At 68.2% G+C, this 24,520-nt stretch carries 24 protein-coding genes and 1 tRNA gene; 11 read left to right on the top strand and 14 right to left on the bottom strand.

The genetic code is table 11. The annotated features are described in order from the left end of the window. Positions 1–102: 102 nt before the first annotated feature. On the top strand, positions 103–870 hold the full coding sequence (locus tag ACLJOO_RS19475) for an alpha/beta fold hydrolase (protein ID WP_410788585.1): 768 nt from the start codon (positions 103–105) through the stop codon (positions 868–870). On the opposite strand, the gene ACLJOO_RS19470 is transcribed toward ACLJOO_RS19475, so the two are convergent. From ACLJOO_RS19470 to ACLJOO_RS19440, 7 genes are all read right to left on the bottom strand, one after another. Continuing rightward, positions 852–1,871: an acyltransferase family protein gene (locus ACLJOO_RS19470; protein ID WP_410788584.1), complete on the bottom strand. Its 1,020-nt coding sequence runs from the start codon at positions 1,869–1,871 to the stop codon at positions 852–854. The genes ACLJOO_RS19475 and ACLJOO_RS19470 overlap by 19 nt on opposite strands. After that, positions 1,844–2,542, bottom strand: coding sequence for a YdcF family protein (locus ACLJOO_RS19465; RefSeq protein WP_410788583.1), 699 nt, complete (start codon positions 2,540–2,542; stop codon positions 1,844–1,846). Before ACLJOO_RS19465 ends, ACLJOO_RS19470 begins: the two co-directional genes overlap by 28 nt. 4 nt (positions 2,543–2,546) lie before the next feature. After that, a complete protein-coding gene (locus ACLJOO_RS19460) occupies positions 2,547–3,320 on the bottom strand; it encodes a maleylpyruvate isomerase family mycothiol-dependent enzyme (RefSeq protein ID WP_410788582.1) in 774 nt (257 codons plus the stop codon). A 59-nt stretch (positions 3,321–3,379) separates the two neighbouring features. Beyond that, the gene (gene dnaN / locus ACLJOO_RS19455) at positions 3,380–4,513 is read right to left on the bottom strand and encodes a DNA polymerase III subunit beta (RefSeq protein WP_410788581.1); all 1,134 of its coding nucleotides are present in this window, start codon (positions 4,511–4,513) and stop codon (positions 3,380–3,382) included. A gap of 109 nt (positions 4,514–4,622) precedes the next feature. Next, positions 4,623–5,465: a S1 family peptidase gene (locus tag ACLJOO_RS19450; RefSeq protein WP_410788580.1), complete on the bottom strand. Its 843-nt coding sequence runs from the start codon at positions 5,463–5,465 to the stop codon at positions 4,623–4,625. Between the two features lie 72 nt (positions 5,466–5,537). Next, positions 5,538–6,152, bottom strand: coding sequence for an AAA family ATPase (locus ACLJOO_RS19445; RefSeq protein ID WP_410788579.1), 615 nt, complete (start codon positions 6,150–6,152; stop codon positions 5,538–5,540). A 143-nt stretch (positions 6,153–6,295) separates the two neighbouring features. Further along, positions 6,296–6,369 (bottom strand) — tRNA-Arg (locus tag ACLJOO_RS19440). 162 nt (positions 6,370–6,531) lie between these two features. On the opposite strand from ACLJOO_RS19440, the gene ACLJOO_RS19435 reads away from it, so the two are divergent. The 3 genes from ACLJOO_RS19435 (at position 6,532) to ACLJOO_RS19425 (ending at position 13,253) form a co-directional block, all read left to right on the top strand. Next, on the top strand, positions 6,532–8,088 hold the full coding sequence (locus ACLJOO_RS19435; protein ID WP_410788578.1) for a PrsW family intramembrane metalloprotease: 1,557 nt from the start codon (positions 6,532–6,534) through the stop codon (positions 8,086–8,088). Between the two features lie 90 nt (positions 8,089–8,178). Then, positions 8,179–11,577: an AAA family ATPase gene (locus ACLJOO_RS19430; protein WP_410788577.1), complete on the top strand. Its 3,399-nt coding sequence runs from the start codon at positions 8,179–8,181 to the stop codon at positions 11,575–11,577. Further along, a complete protein-coding gene (locus tag ACLJOO_RS19425) occupies positions 11,574–13,253 on the top strand; it encodes a GTPase (protein ID WP_410788576.1) in 1,680 nt (559 codons plus the stop codon). Before ACLJOO_RS19430 ends, ACLJOO_RS19425 begins: the two co-directional genes overlap by 4 nt. A 50-nt stretch (positions 13,254–13,303) precedes the next feature. On the opposite strand, the gene ACLJOO_RS19420 is transcribed toward ACLJOO_RS19425, so the two are convergent. Together ACLJOO_RS19420 and ACLJOO_RS19415 are read right to left on the bottom strand one after the other, a co-directional pair. After that, a complete protein-coding gene (locus ACLJOO_RS19420) occupies positions 13,304–13,921 on the bottom strand; it encodes an SRPBCC family protein (RefSeq protein ID WP_410788575.1) in 618 nt (205 codons plus the stop codon). A gap of 81 nt (positions 13,922–14,002) precedes the next feature. Beyond that, positions 14,003–14,497: a single-stranded DNA-binding protein gene (locus ACLJOO_RS19415; protein WP_410788574.1), complete on the bottom strand. Its 495-nt coding sequence runs from the start codon at positions 14,495–14,497 to the stop codon at positions 14,003–14,005. A 148-nt stretch (positions 14,498–14,645) separates the two neighbouring features. On the opposite strand from ACLJOO_RS19415, the gene ettA reads away from it, so the two are divergent. The 4 genes from ettA (at position 14,646) to ACLJOO_RS19395 (ending at position 17,877) form a co-directional block, all read left to right on the top strand. After that, positions 14,646–16,328 (top strand): energy-dependent translational throttle protein EttA, encoded by a 1,683-nt coding sequence (ettA, locus tag ACLJOO_RS19410; protein WP_410788573.1) that lies wholly within the window; start codon positions 14,646–14,648, stop codon positions 16,326–16,328. A 114-nt stretch (positions 16,329–16,442) separates the two neighbouring features. Then, entirely contained in the window at positions 16,443–16,784 is a 342-nt protein-coding gene (locus tag ACLJOO_RS19405; protein ID WP_410788572.1) for an ArsR/SmtB family transcription factor, read from the top strand. Next, the gene (locus ACLJOO_RS19400) at positions 16,781–17,260 is read left to right on the top strand and encodes an SRPBCC domain-containing protein (RefSeq protein ID WP_410788571.1); all 480 of its coding nucleotides are present in this window, start codon (positions 16,781–16,783) and stop codon (positions 17,258–17,260) included. Before ACLJOO_RS19405 ends, ACLJOO_RS19400 begins: the two co-directional genes overlap by 4 nt. Further along, positions 17,257–17,877 carry a dihydrofolate reductase family protein gene (locus ACLJOO_RS19395; protein WP_410788570.1) on the top strand — a complete coding sequence of 207 codons (621 nt, stop codon included), beginning with the start codon at positions 17,257–17,259 and terminating at the stop codon, positions 17,875–17,877. Before ACLJOO_RS19400 ends, ACLJOO_RS19395 begins: the two co-directional genes overlap by 4 nt. Position 17,878: 1 nt before the next feature. On the opposite strand, the gene ACLJOO_RS19390 is transcribed toward ACLJOO_RS19395, so the two are convergent. Genes ACLJOO_RS19390 through ACLJOO_RS19380 form a run of 3 tightly spaced genes read right to left on the bottom strand, consistent with a single transcriptional unit; the run spans position 17,879 to position 20,019 of the window. Beyond that, entirely contained in the window at positions 17,879–18,625 is a 747-nt protein-coding gene (locus ACLJOO_RS19390) for a hypothetical protein (protein ID WP_410788569.1), read from the bottom strand. A 39-nt stretch (positions 18,626–18,664) separates the two neighbouring features. After that, entirely contained in the window at positions 18,665–19,537 is an 873-nt protein-coding gene (locus ACLJOO_RS19385) for an aminoglycoside phosphotransferase family protein (protein ID WP_410788568.1), read from the bottom strand. A 41-nt stretch (positions 19,538–19,578) separates the two neighbouring features. Next, entirely contained in the window at positions 19,579–20,019 is a 441-nt protein-coding gene (locus ACLJOO_RS19380; protein WP_410788567.1) for a MarR family winged helix-turn-helix transcriptional regulator, read from the bottom strand. A gap of 83 nt (positions 20,020–20,102) precedes the next feature. Here ACLJOO_RS19380 and ACLJOO_RS19375 point away from each other — a divergent pair, with 83 nt between their 5' ends. After that, entirely contained in the window at positions 20,103–21,467 is a 1,365-nt protein-coding gene (locus ACLJOO_RS19375) for an FAD-dependent oxidoreductase (RefSeq protein WP_410788566.1), read from the top strand. On the opposite strand, the gene ACLJOO_RS19370 is transcribed toward ACLJOO_RS19375, so the two are convergent. Further along, entirely contained in the window at positions 21,468–21,926 is a 459-nt protein-coding gene (locus tag ACLJOO_RS19370; protein ID WP_410788694.1) for a MarR family winged helix-turn-helix transcriptional regulator, read from the bottom strand. A 150-nt stretch (positions 21,927–22,076) separates the two neighbouring features. Between ACLJOO_RS19370 and ACLJOO_RS19365 the strand changes: the two genes are divergently transcribed. After that, entirely contained in the window at positions 22,077–22,646 is a 570-nt protein-coding gene (locus ACLJOO_RS19365; protein ID WP_410788565.1) for a YceI family protein, read from the top strand. Positions 22,647–22,693: 47 nt separating this feature from the next. On the opposite strand, the gene ACLJOO_RS19360 is transcribed toward ACLJOO_RS19365, so the two are convergent. Beyond that, positions 22,694–23,293, bottom strand: a complete 600-nt coding sequence (locus tag ACLJOO_RS19360) for a TetR/AcrR family transcriptional regulator (protein ID WP_410788564.1) — start codon at positions 23,291–23,293, stop codon at positions 22,694–22,696. A 74-nt stretch (positions 23,294–23,367) separates the two neighbouring features. On the opposite strand from ACLJOO_RS19360, the gene ACLJOO_RS19355 reads away from it, so the two are divergent. Then, positions 23,368–24,513, top strand: a complete 1,146-nt coding sequence (locus tag ACLJOO_RS19355) for an acyl-CoA dehydrogenase family protein (protein WP_410788563.1) — start codon at positions 23,368–23,370, stop codon at positions 24,511–24,513. Positions 24,514–24,520 lie beyond the last annotated feature (7 nt).

Here is a 24,520-nt window from a genome sequence, read left to right as displayed (position 1 = left end):
CGGAAGGGTTCGTCGTCCTGTGAGGTGGGTCACACTATGTCTGTCTGGTGACAGACCGCTCGACGGTTGAGCAGAGACCTGTTCGGCAAAAGGAGTTTTGTGATGGAGAAGGTTGTCTCGAAGGACGGCACCGAGCTCGCGTACGACACCTACGGCAGCGGCCCGGTCCTGGTGCTCGTGGCCGGCGGCTTCACCGACCGCTCCCGGTACGTCGAGGACGCCACGGCGCTCTCCGCGGAGTTCACCGTCGTGAACTACGACCGGCGCGGCCGTGGCGATTCCGGCGACACGCTGCCGTACGCCGTGGAGCGTGAGTGGGAGGACCTCGACGCAGTGCGCACGGCGACCGGCGCGCGGTTCGCGTGTGCGTACTCGTCCGGGTCGATGGTGCTGCTGCAGGCCAGACTGCCGTTCGAGAAGCAGGCGGTCATGGAGCCGCCGTTCCGGGTCGACGGCGCACCGCCGGCGCCGGAGCGCTACCTCGAGCGGCTCCAGGAGTTCGTCGCCGCCGGGAACCCGGGTGGGGCGGCCGAGCTCTTCATGGTCGAGGCGGTCGGGCAGCCGAAGGAGGCGGTCGACCAACTGCGGCAGTCGCCGATGTGGAGCAGTTTCGAGGCGATCGCGCACACCCTTGTGTACGACGCGCTGCAACTAGGGGACAGCGCCGTACCCGTCGAGCTGCTGGCGACGATCGACGTTCCGACGCTGGCGCTCTACAGCAACGCCAGTCCGGACTGGCTGAAGAACTCGGTCCGGCAGACTGCGGCCGCATTGCCGAACAGTACGGCGGAGGGCCACGAGGGCACGTTCCACACGATCGAGTCCAAGACGCTGGCGCGGGTGCTGGCGAGCTATTTCCTGAGTGCGTGAACCGGCCGCCGGTCGAGGAGGCGCTTGAGGCGTGGCGCTAGCGGCCGCTCTACGCCGTAGTGCAGGGCGGCCGCGACACCGGTCATCAGGAGCATCGTCGCGGCGACGAGGAGGACGTGGTTCACCTGGTCGCCGAGGCGCTCGAAGATGATGAAGCCGATGTGCGCGTGGACCAGGTACAGCGGGTAGGTGAGCGCTCCGAGGACCGCGAACCACGGCCGACCGAGGCGGTGGGTCAGCCGGAGTGCGACCGCGAGCATGATTGCGAAGATCGCGACGATGACCGCGACGACGACCGGGCGATGCAGCTCGGTGTGGTACCGGATCCCGACCCGGTCGGCGAACCCGATGCCCCGGTAGATCGCGTTGCCGAGCGAGATCGCGACGATGGCGATCGTCTGCGGCGTCGCGCCGTACCGGTGGATCAGGCAGAGCGCCATCCCGGCGATGAAGTAGTGCGCGAACTGCGTGTTCAGGATCAGGTCCGTTGCGTGCGGCAACAGCCCGGCCTGGAAGACGAAGGTCGCGGCCAGCCACGCCCAGCAGAAGTTCGTGACCCGGCGCGCGGTGATGCCGATCCAGGTGAGGACCAGGATCATCGCGTAGAACCGCAGCTCGGCCCACAGCGTCCAGTAGACGACGTCGACGTTCTCGATGTTCGGCAGCGAGTTGAACATCGTCAGGTTCGCCAGGTACTGCGGAAGCGAGACCGGGAACCGCCCTTGGCTGAAGCCGACGGAGACGATCGTGGTGAGCGTGACGGCGATCCAGTACGCAGGATAGAGGCGGACCGCCCGCGAGACGAGGAACGACCGCGGGCTGCGATCCCACGCGCTGAGCAGGACCACGAACCCGCTGATGGTGAAGAACAGGTCGACGCCGAGGTACCCGTACCGCGCGACCACGTCCACGTGCGGGAAGCGCAGCTCGCTGAGCCCACCGGCGTACGCGGAGAACAGATAGTGATAAGCCATCACCGACACCGCCGCGAGAATCCGCAACAGATCAACCTCGTGAAGCCTGCCCCCGAGGGTGTGTCTGATGGGTTCCACAGCCGTCCTCTCCTCCGCGATCGCGAACCAGTGTCCTGGCGGAAAGCCGGCTGATCGTCAGCCCTGAGCACGATCCCGAGGTGCGACCTACGGATGACGGCCGGACGCGGGGTACGCGGCAACGAGACGGTTGTGGGCGGCAAGTACTTCGGTGGGGATGTCGATGTGGTCGCGCGGCTGATCAGCGTCGTACCGGGGAGGTCGGCGAAGGATCGCTCGAAGCAGGCATGCGTACGGCGTTGCATCGTCGGGTCCTGGATCAGCAGCAGCGTTTGCGGCGTACTGATCAGATCCCGGGTGAACGCCGCGTTCTCGCCGCAGTTCGTCGATCGATCCTCGACGGCGATGTCCTCGGGTGCGACGCCGGCGCTGATCAGGAGGTCGCCGAACACGTGCGACTCCGGCCGGCCGGTCGCTGACTCCACATCCCGTCGGCGCAGGGCCTCCTCGAGGAAGCTCGTCGAGTGCCCGATCCCGCCAGTCACCAGGATCGGGACGCCGTACACACGATGCGCCGTGGCGGCTGCGTCGACCGACTCCAGGACCGCCGAGCCCATCAACACGACCCGATCGACCGGCCGATCGATCGGGTCGCGTCGCGCGAGGTACCTCGCGATCACATCCTCATCCAAAGCTGACGCGCTCCCGGTAGTACTCGAGGAGATCCTTGTCGCCGTCCACCTCGATCATCTCGTCACGGCGTTTGTACAAATGCAGCAGCAGGTCGGTGACCGCGCCGCGGACGGTCACGGCGGCCGGCTCGGCGCTGTGGCGCCAGCGGATCGCGTCGCCGGTCAGGTCGACGACCCACGACTGCTCCGGTGCGGCGAACCTCAGCGTGCGGCCCGGCGCGAGCAGTTCGCGCATCCACGGGTGCACCTCGAAGTGGAGCGGAAGCGCCCCGAGCTCCATCCACTCGTCGATCCCGTCGGTCGCGACCTCGGGATCCAGCTCGTACGGCACCCCGAGCGCCAGTGCCGTGTCGGCCCGATGCATCACGGTCTCGTGCGCCATCCGCCGCGCCGTGAATCGGGTCGTCGGCTCGTCGATCGGCATCCGGATCGGTACGTCGGGGCCGGCGGTGCGCAGCGCCTCGGCCAGCTCACGTGCTCCGTCGACGATCCACTCGGCGAGATCGCGGACTGCTTCGTCGGTGCAGCCGGCCGCGTCGGCGTACCAGTGCGTCGGGTCGCGAAACTCGTCGTCCGGCGGTGCCTCGCCGGTCCTGGCGATAGCGGTCGCCTCGCGGTGCGCCCCGCCGACGTGACGGACGAGCTGCCCGACGTTCCACCCGGGACACGATGGGACCGCCGTACCCAGCTCCTTGCCCTCGCTCAGGTGGCCGGCCAGCAGCTCGGCCTGCTCGACGATCAGTGCGCAGTGCCGCTCGAACTCCATCTGCTACTCCTCCGTTAGGTCTTTGCCTTCTGGTCGGAGCCGTAGCCGGCAGCTTGACATCAGGTCGGCAGGCGCATCGGCATCAGGATGTAGGCGGAGTCTGCCGTCGGTGCGTCGTCGGGGGACTGCAGGCCGGTCAGGTTGGCCGGTTTGGTGGGTTGGGTGAAGGCGAAATGCGCGATCGGGGTGCCCAGCGACGCCAGGCCATCGAGCAGGTAGCCGGCGTTGAAGCCGGTCACGACCGGGTCGCCGGTGAGCTTGACCTCGACGGCCTCCGAGGCCTGGGCCTCTTCACCGCTACCCGCGTCGAGCGTCGCCGTACCGTCTGCGAACGTGAGTCGCACCGGCGCCGACCGCTCCGCCACCAGTGCCACGCGCTTGACGACCTCGACCAGCGCGGCCGTCTCGACGGTGACGGTGCTGGTGATCGCGCTCTCGGCCGGGATCAGGCCGCGAACCTTCGGGAACTCGCCGTCGATCAGCCGGCTCGTCGCCCGGCGGCCACCACCCTCGAACCCGATCAACCCGTCCCCAGTGCGGGTCGAACCGAGCGCAAGCGTCAGGTCGTGACCGGACATCGCCTTCGCGACGTTCGCGAGCAGTTTGGCCGGAACCAGCACGTTCGCCTCGACGCCGGGGTCGGCCGGCTCCCACGGGAACGTCCGGACGGCCAGCCGGTACCGGTCGGTGGCGAGCAGTGAAATGGCCGACCCGCGGAGCTCCAGCCGGATCCCGGTGAAGACCGGGAGCGTGTCGTCCCTGCCCGCCGCGCTCGCGACCTGCGCGACTGCGTGCGCGAAGACGTCTCCGTCGACCACACCACTCACCGCGGGCATCTCCGGCAACGCCGGATACTCGTCGATCGGCAAGGTGTGGAGGACGAATCGGGCGGCCCCGCTGCTCACCTGGACCCGAGCCGCCTCACCGCTCAGATCCACCGAGTCCCGGGGCATACTCCGGCAGATGTCCGAGAGCAACCGTCCGGACACCAGCACCCGCCCCTCGTCGGCCACTTCGGCCGGCACACTGACCTGCCCCGAGCTCTCGTAGTCGAACCCGGACAACGTCACCTGCCCGTCCGCCGCCTCGACCACCATCCCGGCCAGAATCGGCACACTCGGCCGGCTCGGCAGCCCACGCGCAACCCACCCGACAGCCTCGGCCAGCACCTCACGCGCGACCCGAACCTTCATCCCAGCTCCTCCCCATCGACAGGCCCAACCCAATCAGCCGCCACCGACAGTTTCTGAACGCGAACGATCCGGCCGCACCAGGCGCGGCCGGATCGTCAACGAGTGAACGTCAGTAGACAGTCACGCCGTACGCCGACGCGGCTTCGGTGACGGGCTGGAAGAACGTCGTACCTCCGCTGCTGCAGTTGCCGCTGCCGCCCGACGTGATACCGAGCGCCTTCGAGCCGTCGTACAGCGGACCGCCGGAGTCGCCCGGCTCGGCGCACACGGTGGTCTGGATCAGGCCGCCGACCTTGCCGCCGCCGGAGTACCGCACCGTGACGTTGAGGGCTGTCACCTTGCCGCTGTGGACGCCGGTCGTCGAGCCCTTGCGGGTGACGGTCTCACCGACAAAGGCGTTCGCCGCCGTGTAGCCGCCCGGGTGGCTCAGCGAGGTGTTCGTGTACTGCACCAGCGCGTAGTCGTTGCCAGGGAAGCTGTAGCCGGAGGTCGGGCCGATCAGCGTGCTGTGGTTGGAGTTGGTGTACCAGGTCTTGGCGACCTTGCCGCAGTGGCCGGCGGTCAGGAAGTAGTAGCTGCCGCCCTTCTGCACGTTGAAGCCGAGCGAGCAGCGGTACTGCCCGCCGTAGATCGCGTCACCAGCTGCCAGGAGTGGCTTGAAGACACCGTTGGTGCGCTTCACCTGCACACCGTCGCGCTGCAGCGACGAAAGGTCTTTGGCAGACACAGTGCTGTCGGCTGTCACGACAACCTTGCCCGCGGCCGCGTCGGTGTACCAGGCGACCCCTCGTACTGCGGACTGCTCCACAGCGGACTGCGCCGCGGACAGTTGCGCAGCCGGAGAGGGAGCCCTCGCCTCGGCCGGTACGGCGTACAGCGATGCTGCGACCGCACTGACGACGGCAAGGAGTTGCGCAGTACGGCGCACGCGTGACGTACGTTCGATCCTCACGGGTTCCTCCTGAGGCATCACGGGACCGAGTGGGCGGGGTCCCTGGACACCCAAACATGTTCCCGCGTGGCGTCAGTGGCAATCGGACATCGCGTGGTGGTCACCGAACGCGACCTGTTCCACCTGATCGGCTTCGCGCCGTGACAGGACGACCGCCGACAGTGCCCCCGGGACTACGCTGCCCGGGTCATTCGCGGCCTTCGCGACCACGTCCGGCCACCGTCTGCAGTGGGTCTCCATGCTGGTCGACCGCACGACCCGTCCGCGGGCCCACTGGCCGGAGCGGGCTACGTCTCCTGGTACGTCGAGGAGGATGAGGTGCAGCGGTAGGCCTGCTTGGCGGGCACGCCAGCCGATGAGGTGTCGTGCCCAGGGGCGGGTTGCGCAGTCGTGGATCACCAGGGGACCGCGGCCGGGGCGCATCGCGTTCAGGAGGGTCACGTAGTACACGAGATGGACTAGTGGTCGCCACAGGGCGTACGGGATCGCTCCGAGGACTGGCATCCAGCGCTCGCGGATGTGTGCGGAGTCGAGCACTCGCACCGTGTTGTTGTCAGCGTCGGCGAACACCCGGCGGAGGAACGTGCTCTTTCCGGCACCGGGTATGCCGGCCAGTACGACGACAGCGTCAACGGCGTACCGCAGCTCCCGGCCCCGTAGTACTCCTTCGATGACTCCTGCATGCATCAGTCCATCCTTCCCACGCGTACTGGTAGGACGAACGGAGCGCGCGAATCGCCCCGAGAAGGGACTGAGAAGTCGCTAGGAACTCCCTGAGAGCCTCAGGCCTGGCTTCATGTGATGGCGATCACAAGCGCGGCTGCAGACGGCGCCCCCGGCAGGACTCGAACCTGCGACCAACGGATTAGAAGTCCGACGCTCTATCCAGCTGAGCTACGGGGGCGTATAGCAGGGAAGAGTCTCTCAGATCCCCGGGCGATCTCGCCTCTGGGTTCCCGATCGTGATGGTTCCGGGTGCGGCGAAGTACAGGGCTGTCGTTCCATCCCGGTAACGCTGAGTGGGTGGTCCTGCCGCTGGATCTGCACCCCAACTAGGCTGCGGGGCATGAGTTACCCCTCACCAGGCCAGTCCGGCGCGCCGCAACCCGCGGCGGGGTCGGCGTACTCGCCCGGCGGACCGTACCCGCAGCCCAACGTGCTCGGGAAACATCCCGTGCCCGGGCAGCGCCGGAACCGCGGCGTGCTGATCGGCATCGTGATCGCGGTGGTCTTCGCGATCGCGGGCCTGGTGATCTTCGGAATCGTGGCCAAGTCCACCGGCGCCGGCGGCTTCACCTGGGGCCTGGTGTTCGCGTTCGTCCCGGTCATCCCGGTGATCGCGCTCTACCTCTGGCTGGACCGGTACGAGCCCGAGCCGACGAAGTACATCGTCTTCGCGCTCTGCTGGGGCGCCTTCATCGCCACACTGGCCGCGATCTTCATCAACACCGAGGTGTCGCACCGGCTGGCCGAGACCGGCGTCGGCGGCGACCGGTCCGCCGTGTTCGTCGCGCCACCCGTGGAGGAGTTCGCCAAGGGCTCCGTGATCCTGCTGCTGGCGCTCGTCCGGCGCAAGGAGTTCGACGGCATCATCGACGGCCTCGTGTACGCCGGGATGGTAGGCGTCGGCTTCGCCTTCACCGAGAACATCCTGTACTACGGCCGCGTCTTCAACACGCTCTCCGAGGAGGCCGGCAGCGACGCCGGTCTGCGCGGCGCGTTCGCACTGTTCATCATCCGCGGCGTGATCTCGCCATTCGCGCATCCACTCTTCACGTCGTTCACCGCGATCGGCATCGGCGTCGCGATCCGGCACCGAAGTACCGTCGTACGGTATCTGGCCCCGGTGGTCGGGTATCTGGCCGCGGTACTGGCGCATGCGGCGTGGAACGCGTCCGCGAGCTGGGCCGGCGGCGGAGGCTTCATCCTCGCGTACCTGTGCCTGATGGTGCCGCTCTTCATCTGCCTCGTGGTCTTCGCGCTGGTGATGCGGTCCCGGGAGGGGCAGATGATCGCGTCCCGGCTGTACGACTATGTGCGGTTCGGCTGGCTGGTGCCGCAGGACGTACCGCTGATCGCGACGCTCCGCGGGCGCAAGGCGCTGCGGCAGAACGCGCGGCGGTACGGCTCCCAGGCGGAGGTGGCCGCGAAGGCGTTCCAGCACAACGCCACCGAGCTGGCGTACCTGCGAGACAAGATCGTCCGCCAGGTGATCGGGCCCGAGGCGCTGGAGACCGAGAAGGCGCTCCTCGACGAGCTCCGGGAACGGCGCGCGAGCGTCCCGTTCCCCCCGATGCCGGCGTTCGCCCAGGCTGCCCCGCAGTACGCCGGGATGCCCGTACCGGGCGCACCGGGCGGCGTGCCGTTCGGGCCGGGTGCACCGGGCGTACCGGGTGGGCCCGGGGTGCCGCTGGCGCCGGGTGGGCCGACAGCCGGCGGGGCGGTGCCGGGACCTGGTGGGCAGGGGCCGTATCCGCGGCCTCAGGATGGTTATCCGGCCCCTCAGCCCGGGTATCCCTCTGGGCAACCCGGTCACGCAGCCGGTCAGCCCAGTTACCCACCGGGACCCCCTGGTCAACAAGGACCGCCGGGAGGATACGGTCCGTATCCACCACCGCAGTGACTGCCACCCGTCCACGCCGCCAAACGGGGATGACGATGACTTTGCTTCTGCGCTGTCCGACCGGGCACTCTGTGCTCGTGGGCGGACACCGTGGCTGACATCAGGTCAGCAGCTGGTGAAGGCTCGGAACCGCGGGTTCCGAACCAGGATCAGCCTGCCCAGGAGCTGGCGAACCTCATCGCCCAGTCGACCCCCAAGCCCCGAGGCTTCTGGCGCCGCCGGCGCCGCAAGTCCACCCCCGAAGAACCAGCCCCGGCCAGCCAGCCCACGCCCCCGCCTGCGGACGCCGCCGAGTCAGAGGACGCGGACACCTCGGTCGAGGAGGCGCCCGCATCCACTGAGGCGACGGCGAACGCAGGCACCAGCTCGGCCGACGCCTCCGCCACAGGCGACGAGGGTTCAGTTACCGGGGCAGGTGAAGGTGGGGCAGGTGCTCCGGCTGGGGACAGTGCTGTGGAGACGGCTGCGGACGAGAGCGCGGCCGAGGATGGTCCCGGGCAGGGTGGTGCGGCGGAGGACGGTTCTTCGGGTGAGTCGGGTGCGGGTGACTCTTCTGCGGCGGCGACCTCTGAGCCGGCGGGCAACGAGACCGACAGTTCCTCGAGCGAGGGTGCTGGGGCAGACGGTCAGGCTGAGGGCTCGACTGGTACGTCGGAGGTTGAGCGCGGCGGCGCGCCTTCGAAGGACCCGGGCGATCGGCCGCCGTCAGCTGTTGGCGTCGTGTACGAGCCTGACGAGTCTCCTGATGGCTTTCCTCTCGAGTACGGCAACATCATCGTCGGTCTTCCCAAGCAGCCGGAGAAGTCCGGAGCATCGGCCGACCCGGTCGACGCGGTCGACGGTTCGGACGTGACGGACGGAAGCGAGTCCGCTCAGACGGCGGACGAGTCGGCCGAGGCGTCTGACGAGAGTGCTGTCGAGGCGGCTGATCAGACCCAGGACAACACGGCGGACGCGGATCTCGCAGAGGCGGATTCCGCAGACGCGGATTCCCAAGAGGCAGATTCCGAAGAGGCAGATTCCGCGGACGGAGAGGATGTCTCGGCTGAGTCGGCAACTGATTCGGCGACGGATGGCGACACCGGCGCGGATGCTGAAGCCGCAGTAGCAGGCGACGCGGGCGCGGACGAGGGCGCGGCTGTGGATGAGTCGGCGGATGAATCTGCTGGGTCGGACGCCGCTGACGAGAACCAGGGCGCGGGTGACGCTGCTGACGAGGAGGCTGCGGCGGGTGCTGCGGGCAACGACTCGGTGGGTGGGGCCGAGGGCGATGCTGAGGGTGCTGGAGCAGGTGAGGCCGCGGAGGGTGGTGCGGCGGAGGCTGCGGGTGAGTCGGCTGCTGAGGCGGCTGGGGACGCTTCAGTGGGTGGCACGGAGGAGGACGCTGCCGGGGACGACCCGGGTGGGGCTGCGGTGGGTGTTGCTGACGAAAGCCCGGCCGCGGATGGTGCTGCGGGCAACGACTCGGTGGGTGGGGCCGAGGGCGACGCTGAGGGTGCTGGTGCGGACGAGGCGGCGGACGGCGGCGAGGGTACTGGAGCGGGCGACAGTGCTGACGAGGCTGAGGATGTCGGCGGGACTGTAGGCCAGGCTGATGGTGCTGCGGATGTGTCGGCTGATGAGGCTGGCGAGGAGTCGCCGGGTGACGCTGCAGTGGATGGTTCCGGCGAGGACTCGGCGGGAGAAGCAGCTGCGGATGAGCCGGAGTTGACGGCGGAGCAGTTGGCGGAGCGGTTGGCGGCTGAGCAGGCTGCTATGGCTTTGATTACTGCTTTGATGAAGTTGCGGGGGGTGCTGGCGGGGAGCCAGTTGCCGTTGGAGGTTGTGGGGGCTGACGAGGCTCGGCAGCAGCAGAAGGCGATGCTGGACCAGCTCGACGACTACCTGCTGCCTCGGTTGGTGCAGCTTGAGGCGCCGATTCTGGCTGTCGTCGGTGGGTCTACCGGGGCTGGGAAGTCGACACTGGTCAATACGGTGATCGGCAAGGTCGTGAGCGAGCCGGGTGTACTGCGGCCGACGACGCGGTCCCCGGTGCTGATCCATCATCCGGCGGATGCCGACTGGTTCGTGGGGGACCGGGTGCTGCCGGGGATGGCGCGGACGAGTTCGGACGAGCCTGGTGGGATGGAGGACGCGGGACAGTTGCGGCTGGTTGCGGCCGACAGTGTTCCGCGCGGGCTGGCGATTCTGGATGCGCCGGACATCGACTCCGTCGTCGAGGCGAACCGTGATCTTGCGACCCAACTGCTCGCGGCGGCCGATCTCTGGCTGTTCGTGACGACGGCGGCCAGGTACTCCGACGCAGTGCCGTGGGAGTTCCTGCAGAGTGCCTCAGATCGCAGTACGGCGGTCGCGGTGGTGCTCGACCGGGCGCCGAGCGAGACGATCGACGACATCACCGGGCACCTCGCGCAGATGCTGCTCGAGCGCGGGCTCGGCGACTCGCCGCTGTTCTCGATCCAGGAGACGGTTGTCGACGGCAACGGAATGCTGCCGCAGCAGTCCGTTGCCTCGATCAAGGACTGGCTGATCGACCTGGCTGCTGACGCGGAGGCGCGGGCGTCCGTCGTCCGCCGTACCCTGCAGGGCGCGGTCAGCGCGATGGTGAAGAAGGCCCCGCCGTTCGCGGCCGCGGTCAAGGCGCAGGCCGAGACTGCTATCGAGCTGCGGACGTCGGTGGAGTCGGCGTACGACCAGGGCGTCAAGGACATTGCGAAGGCGTGCCAGGACGGGACGCTTCTGCGCGGCGAGGTGCTGGCGCGGTGGCAGGAGTTCGTCGGGACCGGCGAACTGCTGAAGGGGCTGCAGTCCAACGCGGGCCGGTTGCGGGATCGTTTGAAGACCTCGCTCGGCAACAAGCCGGCGGAGACGCGCGACGTCAGCGACGCGATCCAGTCCGGCTTGGAGTCGCTGCTGCGTGAGCACGCGGCTGCTGCCGCGGAGCGCGCCGAGAAGGTGTGGCAGGCAACCGCTCCGGGGCGCCAGCTCTTGGCCTCCGCTGAGGCCGACCAGGCCGCTAACGGTGCCGAGGGCAACGACGGACGGTCGCTCGGTGCGATGTCGGAAGAGTTCCCGGCCGCGGCGAGCCGCACGGTGCGGGAATGGCAGACATTCGTCCTCGACCTGGTCCGCAGCGAAGGCGCGGACAAGAAGTCGACGGCACGCATTCTGGAGTACGGCGTCAACGGGCTCGGCCTCTCGCTCATGGTGGTGGTGTTCGCCAGTGGGGCCGGCATCCCGAAGGGTGCTCAGGCCAGTGCCGGAGCGGGCAGTGCGGTCGTCGGGAAGCGGCTGCTGGAAGCAGTTTTCGGCGACAAGCCAGTTCAGGGCATGGTCGATAGGGCACGCGAGGATCTTGACGGTAAGGTTCATGCCCTGATGGATGCCGAATTCGCCCGCTATCTGGCTGTCCTTGACCAGCATCCGGTCGACGCCGAGACGGCCAGGCAACTGACGGAGGCCGCGCGCGCGGTGGAGGACTGCACGTGACGGAAACAGTGGATACGGTCGAGACCCCGACGCGGGCCGAGACCGATGTCCTGAAGAAGATCGACGCGCTCAAGGCGGCCGCGGAGGCCGGCGACGGCCGGCTGGACCCGGTGGTGCTGACCGAGGCCACGCAGATCGTCGACCGTGCCGGGCAGCGCCTGCGGATGTCGGGTGACCTGACGGTGGTCGCGCTCGCGGGCGCGACGGGCTCGGGGAAGTCGTCGCTGTTCAACGCGCTGACCGGGCTCGACCTGGCCGCGATCGGAACGCGCCGGCCGACCAGCTCGATGCCGCTCGCCTGTGTCTGGGGTGACGAACCGGCCGGTGAGGTGCTGACCTGGCTGGGCATCCCGCGCCGGCACCAGGTGCAGCACCGCAGCTCGCTCGAGGACGCCCGGTCCGAGGACCTGGACGGTCTGGTCCTGCTGGACCTGCCCGACCATGACTCGACCGAGGTGGAGCACCGCTTGATCGTCGACCGGCTGGTGGAGCTGGTCGACATGCTGGTGTGGGTGGTGGATCCGCAGAAGTACGCCGATGCGGCACTGCACAATCGGTACATCAAGCCGTTCGCCTCGCATTCCGGGGTGATGGTGTTCGCGCTGAACCACATGGACAAGCTGACTCCGGAGCAGCGGAAGAGCTGCCTCGACGACCTGGACAAGCTGCTCAAGTCGGACGGTCTCAAGTCGCCGACGGTCGTTGCCACGTCCGCGGTCAGCGGAGACGGCCTGGAAGAGGTTCGCTCGCTGCTCGTCAAGCGGGTCAGCAACAAGCGCTCTGCGCGCGTGCGGCTCGCGGCAGATGTCGACCGGGTCGCGGACCGGATGGCGAGCCAGTGCGGCAACGCCAAGACGCCGGAGATCGCCGAGGCCGATGTCACCGAACTCGTCGACTCGCTCGCGGACGCGAGTGGGTTGACCGTGGTGTCGGACGCCGTACGGCGGTCCTACCTGCAGCGCGCCCGGGCGGCGACGGGATGGCCGCTGACCAAGTGGCTGGGGCGGTTCCGTCCGGATCCGTTGCGGCGGCTGCATGGCGACCAGGTGTCGCGCGAGCAAGGCAAGGCGTTGCGCAAGTCCGCGGCGAGCGAGGTGGCGATCGCCCGCTCTTCGTTGCCTGCGGCAACTCCGGTGCAGCGGGCGCGGATGGATGCCGCGGTCCGCACGATCACGAACAAGGCCGCCGAAGGGCTGTCGCGTCCGTGGGCGGACTCGGTGCGGTCGGCGATCCGGCGGCGCGAGGAGTCGCTCGGCGACGAGCTCGACCAGGCCGTCGCGCGGACGGACCTCGGTGTGTCCAGCAATCCCGGATGGTGGGGTTTCGCCCGGGTGGTGCAGTGGTTGCTGTTCCTCGTGACGCTCGGCGGCGCCGCCTGGCTGATCGCCTTGCTGGTGGCGCGGATCGCTGATCTGAACGATCCGCCGCTGCCGGAGTGGAACGGCATCCCCTACGCCTGGATCATGCTGGTCGGTGGTGGCGTCCTGGGCCTGGCGCTGTCCTTCGTCTGCCGGCTGGCCGCCACGAACGGAGCGGTGCGGCGCTCCCGGCAGGTGGCGACGGCGCTGCGGGCCGAGCTGGTGAACGTCGCCGACAGCCACGTGGTTGCACCGGCCCGCGAGGAGCTTGCGGCCTACACCAAGTGCCGCGACAGCGTCGCCACTGCCCGCCAGTAGTCCTACCGGCGGGCAGGCGACACTCGACCGCCGCACGTCCCAGGTGAGACTCAGAGCTCGGCGTCTGGCGCGTACTGCGACAGGGAGATCTTGGCGGCGCTGAGGAGGTCCTCCTCCGTGGTGGTGCCGGACGCCCGGATGGCTTCGATCCAGGCGCGGACGGACTGCTCGTTGTAGTCGATGACCTCGGGGGAGTCGGCCATCTGCACCGGGTCGGCGTCGGCCGGGAGTTCGCCGGTGACGTACAGGGCCAGGCCGAGCAGGGCGCCGTCCCAACCCGGACCGACCCACAGCGCGCCGGAGCCACCGGGGGCCGGGGCCTCGCCCATCGAGTGTTCGAGTTCGAGCTCGGTGGAGGACCCCGCGCCGGGCAGCAGCCGCAGCTCGAGCAGGCTGTTCGGGCCGCCGAAGGTCACCTTGAAGCTCTTCGGCGGGTCGCACTCCAGGATGTCGCCGCCGGCGTTGCCCTCCAGCTGGAACGAGCCGCCGACCTTGAGGTCCCCGGTGACCGGCATGAACCAGCGCCGCATCCGCTCCGGGTCCGTCAGGGCGTCCCACACCTCCGCCGGCTCGGCTTGGTAGGAGCGGCGCATCAGCACTGTCACGGTCTCGCCGGTGCGGCTGACCTCGCGCTGGACCGCGTTGATGTGCTCGAGAATGTCGATCACGGATGGTTCCCTCTCCTGCTCGGCTGCTGAGATGTTCCTCAGAATGCCGGTCAGGGCTTATATAAGTCAAGACTGATGTGGTCATGCCGCCTCCGCCGTCGCGGACAGCGGGAGGGGTGTGACGGAGTACTCGTCCGGCGGGTACGGCGCCGCGGTCGTCTCGGTCGGGCGGTCCGCGGACTCGACAGGCGTGCGGACCGAGTCCGCGCGCGGCGCGTTCTTCGCGAAGGTCGTCGTACCGCGGCTGAGGTCGTGGCCCAGGGAGAAGGCTTCGAGGATGACGCGGCTGTGTTGTTCGCCGGAGTCGTCGGTCCATTCGTGGGTGCGGAGTCGGCCGGTGACGATGACGGGCTGGCCGATACGGATGGATTCGAAGGCGTTCTGGGCCAGGCCTCGCCAGCACTGGACGGTGTACCAAGTCGTGGGTTTGTCGACGTAGGTGTTCAGAGCCTTGTCGAACTGGCGGGGGGTCGAGCCGAGGCGGAAGCTTGTTTGCGGGGTCTGGCGGATCTCCTTGAAATCGGGGTCGCTGCCGATCCAGCCCAGAACTGTGAGATAGGTGTCGCCGAGGCTCATGGTGGGGTGCCTTCCGTCCGGAGGGGTGTGCGGTCACCGGAGAAGGTGCACCGATCCGCACCGGACCGGGCGGATGAACTTCCAGCCTGTGGACGGGCGCGAAGGGCTGGTTGGGAAACGGGCCACCCGAGCACATAGGCTCTGGGGTATGGCGGAATTCATCTACACGCTTCGCAACGTCCGGAAGGCGCACGGCGACAAGGTCGTTCTCGACAATGTCACGCTGAACTTCCTCACCGGCGCGAAGATCGGCGTGGTCGGGCCGAACGGCACCGGTAAGTCCTCGCTGTTCAAGATCATGGCGGGGCTCGATCAGCCCTCCAACGGCGAGGCTCGGCTGGCCGAGGGTGCGACGGTCGGGATCCTGCTGCAGGAACCGCCGCTGACCGAGGGTAAGACCGTGCTGGAGAACGTCGAGGAAGGGGTCGGCGACACCAAGCAGAAGCTGGACCGTTTCAACGAGATCTCCGCCGAGTTGGCCGATCCGGACGCCGACTACGACACGCTGCTGGCCGAGATGGGTGACCTGCAGACTGAGCTGGACCACCGCAACGCCTGGGATGTCGACGCCCAGCTGGAGCAGGCGATGGACGCGCTGCGCTGCCCGCCGGCCGACGTACTGGTGGACAACCTGTCCGGTGGTGAGCGCCGCCGGGTCGCGCTGTGCAAGTTGCTGCTGCAGCAGCCCGACCTGCTGCTGCTCGACGAGCCCACCAACCACCTGGACGCCGAGTCCGTGCTGTGGCTCGAGCAGCACCTGCAGAAGTACCCCGGCGCCGTCATGGCGATCACCCACGACCGGTACTTCCTGGACAACGTCGCCGAGTGGATCCTCGAGCTCGACCGCGGCCGGACGTACGGCTACGAGGGCAACTACTCGAAGTACCTGGAGACCAAGCAGCAGCGGCTGGTCGTCGAGGGGCAGAAGGACGCCAAGCGGCAGAAGATCCTGGAGCGCGAGCTCGAGTGGGTCCGGTCGAACGCGAAGGCCCGGCAGACCAAGAGCAAGTCCCGGCTGGCCCGCTACGAGGAGCTCGCGGCCGAGGCCGAGCGGTCCCGGAAGCTGGACATCGACGAGATCAACATCCCGGGGGGTCCGCGACTGGGCAGCACCGTGCTCGAGGTCTCGAAGCTGGAGAAGGGTTTCGGCGACCGCACGCTGATCGACGGCCTGAGCTTCAGCCTGCCGCGGGCCGGCATCGTCGGCATCGTCGGCCCGAACGGCGTCGGCAAGTCGACGCTGTTCCGGATGATCGTCGGCGAGGAGCAGCCGGACGCGGGCTCGCTGAAGCTCGGCGAGACGGTCAAGATCTCGTACGTCGACCAGTCGCGCGGCGGCCTGGACCCGAAGAAGACCGTCTGGCAGCAGGTGTCCGACGAGCTCGACTACATCAAGGTCGCGAACTTCGAGATGCCGAGCCGGGCGTACGTCGCCTCCTTCGGCTTCAAGGGGCCGGACCAGCAGAAGCCGACCGGCGTCCTGTCCGGCGGTGAGCGGAACCGGCTGAACCTGGCGCTGACGCTGAAGATGGGCGGCAACCTGCTGCTCCTCGATGAGCCGACCAACGACCTGGACGTCGAGACTCTGCAGTCGCTCGAGGACGCCTTGCTGGAGTTCCCGGGCTGTGCGGTAGTCGTGTCCCACGACCGGTGGTTCCTGGACCGCGTGGCGACCCACATCCTGGCCTGGGAGGGCACCGCCGACGAACCGGCGAAGTGGTTCTGGTTCGAGGGCAACTTCGCGTCGTACGAGGCGAACAAGGTCGAGCGCCTCGGCCCGGAGGCGGCGCGCCCGCACCGCGTCACGTACCGCAAGCTCACACGCGACTGAGCCTTCTGAGCACGCCGTACAAGGACCCCGCCTCCACCCAGGAGCCGGGGTCCTTCGTGCTATCCGACACTTAGCCCTTGCGCTAACTATCGAGTCATGACAATACTTAGCCTCATGGCACAGTATTCGGCGGAGGTCGACGGTGTGTTCGTGGCGCTGGCCGACCCGACGCGGCGGAGCGTGATCCGGCAGCTGGGACGGGGACCGACGAGCGTGGGGGAGCTCGCGGCCGAGTTCCCGATCACGTTGCCGTCGTTCATGAAGCACGTCCGGACGCTCGAGTCGAACGGCCTGATCCGCACGGTGAAGACCGGGCGGGTGCGGACCTGTGTGCTCAACCGTGAGCGGCTGGATCTGGTGGACGACTGGCTCGCCGAACAGCGGCGGATCTGGGAGGAGCGCACCGACCGGCTGGAGCATTTCGTCACAACGGAGGAACCGGTGGAGGAATCGTGAGTGGTCAGCAGTTCGATCCGGAGCTGGACCTGCTGGTGGAGCGGGTGATCCGTGCGCCCCGGGAGGCCGTGTGGCGGGCGTGGACCGATCCGAAGCGGTTCGAGCAGTGGTGGGTGCCGGCGCCGGCGGTCTGCCGCGTCGAGCGGCTGGACGTGCGGCCGGGCGGGGCGATCGTCACGCGGCTCAGCGAGGACGGCGGCGAGTTCGTCCCGCATCTCGATGCGGCGATCCTGGTGGCCGACGAGCTCGAGCGGATCGCGTTCACGAACGCGATCGACAGCACGTGGCGTCCGGCGGATCCGCAGCCGATCGCGGTGACCGGCGACGTGTTCCTGGGCGATCACCCCGACGGTACGGCGTACCGGATGGTGGCCCGGCACGGCGATCCCACGAGTCGCAAACGGCACGCGGAGCTCGGGTTCGCCGACGGTTGGGGCACCGTCATCGAGCAGCTCGCTGCGGTGGTCGAGCGATGAGGCTCGTGCTGACGGAGTTCGTCAGCCTCGACGGCGTCAGCCAGGGTCCAGGCTCGCCGACCGAGGACACGAGCGACGGTTTCACCCGCGGCGGCTGGCTCGTGCCGCACATCGACGACCTGTTCGTACGGCGGACCGCCGAGTGGCTGGAACGCGCCGACGGCCTGCTCCTCGGGCGACGCACGTATGACGCCTTCGCGCGGGACTGGCCGCAGATCACCGACCCCGACGACCCGTACACCGAGCGGATGAACTCGCTGCCGAAGTATGTGGTGAGCAGCACGCTCACTGCAGGCACGTGGCATCCGACGACCGTCCTGCGCAGCGTCGACGATGTCGAGGAGCTGAAGCGACAGGCGGACGGTGAGCTGCAGATCCACGGCAGTGCGCGACTCGGCAATGCACTGCTGAAGGCAGGCGTGGTCGACCTGGTGCGCTTGGTCGTCGCGCCGACCGTGGTCGGCAGCGGGAGGCGGTTGTTCGAGCATCCCGGTGACGCGACGGGTCTGCGGCTCACGACGCAGGAGGCGACACCGAGCGGTCTGCTACTGCTCGAGTACGAGACGGTCGGCGCTGCACCGGTGGCGGAGTACGAAGGCGTGACGGCGTACCTCTGAGTCAGCCGTCGCCGCCCCCTCCGCCGTCGAAGCCACCCCCGTCGAAACCGCCCCCGTCGAAGCCACCGAAGCCGTGTCCGCCGCTGTCTCCCCACGTGCCACTCTGCGCCTGGAAACTGGCGAGCGCGATGTAGCTCGCGCCCGCGCCGGCGGCGAAGTACCCCATGCCGTACGGCGTGATCGCGGCGCCGGCCTCCCAGTACGGGACGCGGCGGCTGCCGTACCGGACGTACCGGACCTCCGGCTGGTCACCGGCGCGGATGCGGGCGGCGTCCTGTGCACACGCCGGTACGGTCCGGGTGCCGACCTTCGGCTGGGTCCAGACGATGTCGATCGCCGACGGCCCGTGCTGCGGGTTGAAGAAGCACGGCACCCGCCGCTCCGGCACGGGTACGCCCTGCAGGCGCGCCTGGACGCAGGTGATCGCGTAGCGCCCGGTCGCCAAGGTGTCGGTGACCGAGCTGATCCCGTCGGCCTTTCGGATGCCATTGACGGCCCGCTGCGCAGCCTCGTACGCGTCGAGCGCGACCTGGTAGTCCGACCGCGCGTCCGGATCGAGCGGGTGTCCTGCGACCTGCGTGTCCAGCCGCCGCAGCTCCTCGCCGAGCAGCGTCACGTCCTCGTCGGCCAGCTTGCGGATCTCCTCCAGTTCCTCGGCTTCACCGCGCTGTGCGGCTCGCCGGTCCCAGAGGTACCTGCCCGCGAGTGCCAGCCCTCCGCCCCCCAAGGCGGTCAGCAACCACCACATCTTCCGACGGTAGCGCCGACGAGCGCCCTCGTCAGCGTGCTAGCCCGTATGAGTCTGGTAGTCGGTCAAAACGTTGTCGACGACTCGGAGGTCCTCGGTGATGAGGGCCTTCCAGAGGGCCCACCCGCGGGCGCGTGCCCATGTGCCCGGGTCGTGATCGACAGCCTCCCGGAACGCGGCGCGGGACGAGCCGGAGAAGAACGTGTAGGCGATGACCAGGTCGCAGGCGGGGTCGCCGACACCCGACGTACCGAAGTCGATCACGGCGGACAGGTGACCGTCCTGGACCAGGAGGTTACCGTTGGCGATGTCGCCGTGGAACCACACCGGCGGCCGATCCCAGGACGTCGCCAGCGCCGCGTCCCACACCTCACGCGCGAGATCGGTGTCGATCCGGCCCTTGAGTACGGCGAGGGCCTCGAGCGTCTCGTCGTGGTAGTACTCCGGTGGCGCGCCGCGATGGAAGCTGTGCGCACCGGCGAGTGGTCCACCGGTCGCGTCGACGTCCTGCAAGGCCAGGATGAACGCCGCGATCGACCGCGCGAACTCGTCCAGATCGGCGATGGTTTCGGCCGACGCGGTCTGACCCGGGATCCACCGCCGGATCGCCCACGGATGCGGATACCCCTCACCGGGCGCGCCCTTGGCCACCGCCTCGGGAATCTCGACCGGCAGGTGCGGGCCGAGAACCGGCAGCCACTGGTGTTCCTTGTCGACAGCGGCCACGTAGTTCGAATGCGTCGGCAGTCGCGCGGTCAGCCCGGAGCCGAGCCGGTACGTCCGGTTGTCCCAGCCGTCGATCTTGACCGGCGTCACCGGCAGGTCGGCCCACTGCGGGAACTGCTGTGCGATCAATCGCCGGACCAGATCTGCGTCGATGCCGGCCCGGCCGTCCTGGTGAAAATCCGTCACGCCCAGAAGGTTCCCGGAGCGCGGCCGCGGCTTCAAACGCTTTAGCCGCCGGCTTCAGCGACCGAGTCGGCGAGGAACGCCGAGATCGTCTTCAGCTCCTCGACGGAGCGGGTCGCCAGTACGGCGTGCATCCGCTCGCCCTGTTCGGCGTACAGCGGGACGAGCTTGTCCTGGATCGCTTCCATCGACGGCGTGACGACCACCTTGCGCCGGTCCCGGGGATCGGGCCGGCGGGTGACGAAGCCGTGCGACTCGAGCCGGTCGATGACGCCGGTGACCGTGCCCGACGTCAGGCCGGTGTGTTCGGCGAGTTGGCGCGGCGTCAGCGGGCCGTAGGTCTGCAGGAGGGTCATGAACTGGGAGTCGCTCGCGCCGAGTCCGACCTGCCCCGAGACGGCGTGGTTGTACAGCACCACCTCGGCGATGAATCGGATCAGCCGCTGCTGGATCTCGCCGGTGAGCTCTTCACGAGTACTGGTCATGGTCCGCCTCAGCATAGGGCTTGCATTTCTCTCGGATCTCCAAGATACTCGGACTACCAAGATACTTGAAGAGGCGAGGGATCATGAAGGTGCTGGTAATCGGCGGCGGGACCGGCGGACTCGCGTTGGCGCACGGCCTGCGGCGAGCCGGGATCGAGGTGTCCGTGTTCGAGCGCGACGCGCTGCGGACGGACGGTCTGCACGGCTACCGGGTCGGTATCGACCCGGACGGCAGCCGGGCGCTGCATGCGCTGCTGCCGAAGGAGCTCTACGACACGTTCGTGGCCACGAAGGCGCGCGACCCGAAGTACTTCAACATGCTGACCGAGGATCTGAAGGAGCTGCTCTCGCTGGAGCTGCCGGAGTCCACCGACCCGGTCGAGAGCGAGAAGTCGATCAGCCGGATGACCCTGCGTCAGGTGTTGTTGACCGGCCTGGACGGCGTCGTGGAGTTCGGCAAGGAGTTCACCCGCTTCGAGCAGTACGACGACCACGTGACGGCGTACTTCGCCGACGGTACGAGTGCCACCGGCGATCTCCTGGTCGCTGCCGACGGTTCGGGATCCCGGGTACGCCGTCAGTACCTGCCGCAGGCGAAGACCGAGGAGACCGGGATCGTGGCGATCGCCGGCAAGCTCCCGATCACCGCGGAGAGCGCGAAACTCGTGCCGCCGAAGGTGTTCGAGGGGATCTCGCTGGTCAACGCGCCGCGCGGGTTCGGCTGCATCATCCACGTGATGGAGTTCCAGTGGGACCACGACGGGAACCTGAAGGAAGGGATCGGCGGCAACACCGAGGAACTGATTCGGCGCTGGCCGGGGCTGCAGTTCGACAACACCCGCGACTACATCAACTGGGGACTGTCGGCGGCCAAGGACAAGCTGCCCGCGAACATCATGGAGCTCCGCGGCGCGGATCTGGTCAAGACGGCGCTGGATGTGACGCCCGGTTGGCATCCGAACCTGCGCCGGCTGTTCGAGCTGACCGATCCGGGCACCTGCTTCCCGGTGAACATCTGGACCTCGGTCCCGCTCGACCCCTGGCAGAGCAGTAACGTCACGCTGCTCGGTGACGCGATCCACACCATGACGCCGGGTCGTGGCGTCGGCGCGAACACTGCCCTGCGCGACGCGGTGAACCTCTGCCGGAAGCTGATCGACGTCCGTGACGGCAAGCAGGAACTCGTTCCGGCCGTGCGCGACTACGAGGCCCGGATGATCGAGTACGGCTTCGACGCGGTGCTCAAGTCGCGCGCGCAGATGACGTCCGACGGTTCGGTGCACAAGCCGGGCATCGGCCGGCTGGCGCTGGCAGGCATGCGTACGGCGATGCGCACGGTCAATCACCTGCCGCCGGCCAAGCGGCGGATGCGCGACCAGATGATGGCCTACCGCGGCGCCAACCGCGATGAGCTGACTCTGGAGATCACACCCGCCCGGCAGCGCTGACTAGCGCTGGCCGATGTGTTCGGACACGGAGTCGAACACGCGCCCGACCGCGGCGAAGTCCTCGGGGCTCGCGAGGTCGACCAGGTTCTCCCGGACGCCGTCGACGTGGTACGGCGCGGCCTGCTCGAGCAGCGTGAAGCCGGCGTCGGTCAGCTCGGCCCAGACGCCGCGCTTGTCGCTCGTGCACGACGTACGGCGGACCAGTTCGGCGGCCTCGAGGCGGCCGACGGTGTGCGTCAGACGGGACCTGCTCTGGTGCAGCCGGTCGGCCAGGTCGGCCATCCGGAGTCGCCGGTCAGGCGCCTCGGAGAGCCGGACCAGGATCTCGTAGTCGTTGATACCGAGGCCGAACTGGCGCAGGTCGTCGTCGAGTTTGGCCATCAGGCGTGCGGTGCCCAGCAGGTACGCACGCCACGCGACCTGCTGCTCGGCGTTGAGCCACCGAGTCCCCCGGTCCATCTCAGTCTCCATCGTCACGGGAACAGTGTAGCGGGAATGTAGTTGACATTTAAACCGTTGATGCCTACTGTCGTAGTCATCGGTTGAAGTTTTAACTATAACGGCTGCGTCGCCCCCGACCAGTACGACCCCCCTTCCCGAGAGGACCCCATGAGCGACACCACCACCGGCACCCCGACCAGCACCATCCCCGGCCTGGTCACCGGCACGTACGCCCTCGACACCGCGCACAGCGAGGTCGGCTTCACCGTCCGGCACCTGATGACCAAGGTCCGCGGTACCTTCCAGGAGTTCGGCGGCGAGATCGTCGTCAAGGACTCGATCGAGGAGTCCACCACCAACGTCGCGATCGAGCTGGCGTCGGTGCACACCCGCAGCGAGCAGCGCGACGGGCACCTGCGCTCCGGCGACTTCTTCGACGCCGAGAACAGCCCGAAGATGACCTTCGTCAGCACCGCGATCAAGCCCGAGGGCGACGACTACGTCCTGGCCGGCGAGCTGACCATCAAGAACGTCACCAAGCCGATCGAGCTCGCGGTCGAGTTCCTCGGTGTCGACCAGAACGCGTACGGCCAGACCATCATCGGTTTCGAGGCCTCCGCGTCGATCAGCCGCAAGGAGTGGGGCATCGACTTCAACGTGCCGCTCGAGGGCGGCAAGCTGCTGATCGGCGACAAGGTGGACATCCACCTCGACGTCCAGGCCGCACTGCAGGCCTGATCTCCAGCAACCGAAAGACCCCGCACCCAGGTGGTGCGGGGTCTTTGCTATGCCTGCACCATGCGCTCGGCGAGGTCCGCGTAGAGCTTGCCCAGGGCCGCCGGGTCGCCGCGGTGTGGTGTGTACCAGCGAGCGACGTCGATGGACAGTGACAGTACGGCGAGCGTCGTACCGGGGAGGTCGTCGACCGCGAAGGAGCCGTCCGCGACCCCGTCGGCCAGGACGGACTCGATCTGAGTGGAGATGGCTCGGCGGATCGTGGCCACCTCCGCGAGGTGCTCCGGCGACAGGGCGGCCAGCTCGTACTGAACGACGCGGGCGATCGTGTGGTGTTGCGCGTGCCAGGCAGTGAAGGCGGTGACCAGGGAGCGCAGCCGGTCGGCGGGGGTCGGGCCGGTGTCGGCGGAACGCAGTACGTCCAGGGCGGCGTTGTGGCCGTACAGGCTGATCTCGAAGAGCAGGCGTTCCTTGGACGGGTAGTGCACGTACAGGGCGGCCGGACTCATCCCGGCGCGGGATGCGATGTCGCGGGTCGTCGTGGCCTGGTAACCGCGTTCCGCGAACGCGTCGACGGCGCCGGTCAGCAGCCGGCGGGCTGCGGCCGGCTGAACGTGCTCCCACACCAGGGGATCGGTGACTGCGGACACGTTGACACCTTGCACCAAACGCGTGAAGCTAAGCAAGCGCTTAGCCACAGATCTCACACCTTGGGGAGGCCTAGATGGATCGCGTCATCTTCAACGAGGACCACCATGCGTTCCGGGCCAGTGCGAAGGAGTACTGCGACCGTTCGCTGGTGCCGCGGATGGAGCAGTTCCTCGAAGAGAAGACGATTGACCGCGCCGCCTGGCTGGAGGCCGGCAAGCAGGGCTTCCTCGGGCTGGACGTGCCGGAGGAGTACGGCGGTTCGAGCGTCGGCGACTACCGGTTCAACCAGGTCTTCGCCGAGGAGGTCTCGAAGGTCTCCGCATCGTTGTCGAGCTGCTTCGGCATCCACTACGACTGCGCCGCGCCGTACTTCGTCGACCTCGGCACCGAGGAGCAGAAGCAGCGCTGGCTGCCCAAGTTCTGCTCCGGTGAGTACGTCGCCGCGATCGGGATGACCGAGCCGTCGGGCGGCTCCGATCTCGCCGCGTTGAAGACGACCGCGAAGAAGGCCGACGGCGGCTGGGTGCTCAACGGCTCGAAGACCTTCATCACGAACGGCGACATGGCCGATCTCGTCATCGTCGCCGCGCGGACCGACCCGTCGAAGGGCGCGAAGGGCATCACGCTGTTCGTGGTCGAGGAGGGCATGGAGGGCTTCGCCCGCGGCCGCAAGCTCGACAAGGTCGGCCAGACCGAGTCCGGTACGTCGGAACTGTTCTTCGAGGACCTGTTCGTCGGCGACGACAACGTGCTCGGCGAGATCGATCGCGGCTTCATCCACATGATGGAGCGGCTGGCCCAAGAGCGGATCGGCGCGGCGGTGTCGAACATCGCGCACGCGACTCAGATCCTCGACGAGACGATCGAGTACGTGAAGCAGCGCAAGGCGTTCGGGCAGTCCGTCGGCTCGTTCCAGTACAACAAGTTCCTGATCGCCGAGCTCGTCACCAAGGTCGAGGTCACGCAGGCGTACGTCGACAACGGCGTGGTCGCGCACGACGAGGACCGGCTGTCCGCGGTGGATGCCGCGAAGACGAAGTGGTGGAGCGCCCACGTGCAGAACGAAGTACTGGACGCGTGCGTCCAGCTGCACGGCGGGTACGGCTACATGAACGAGTACCGGGTCGCCCGCGCCTGGCGCGACGCCCGCGTGACCAAGATCTGGGCCGGCTCGAACGAGATCATGAAGGAACTCATCGGCCGCGACCTGGGCCTGTGAGAAGGCC

Source organism: Kribbella sp. C-35 (genome assembly GCF_046549195.1).
GTDB lineage: Bacteria > Actinomycetota > Actinomycetes > Propionibacteriales > Kribbellaceae > Kribbella.
Note: the sequence above shows the minus strand (reverse complement) of the source record. Positions and strands in the feature narration are given on the sequence as shown.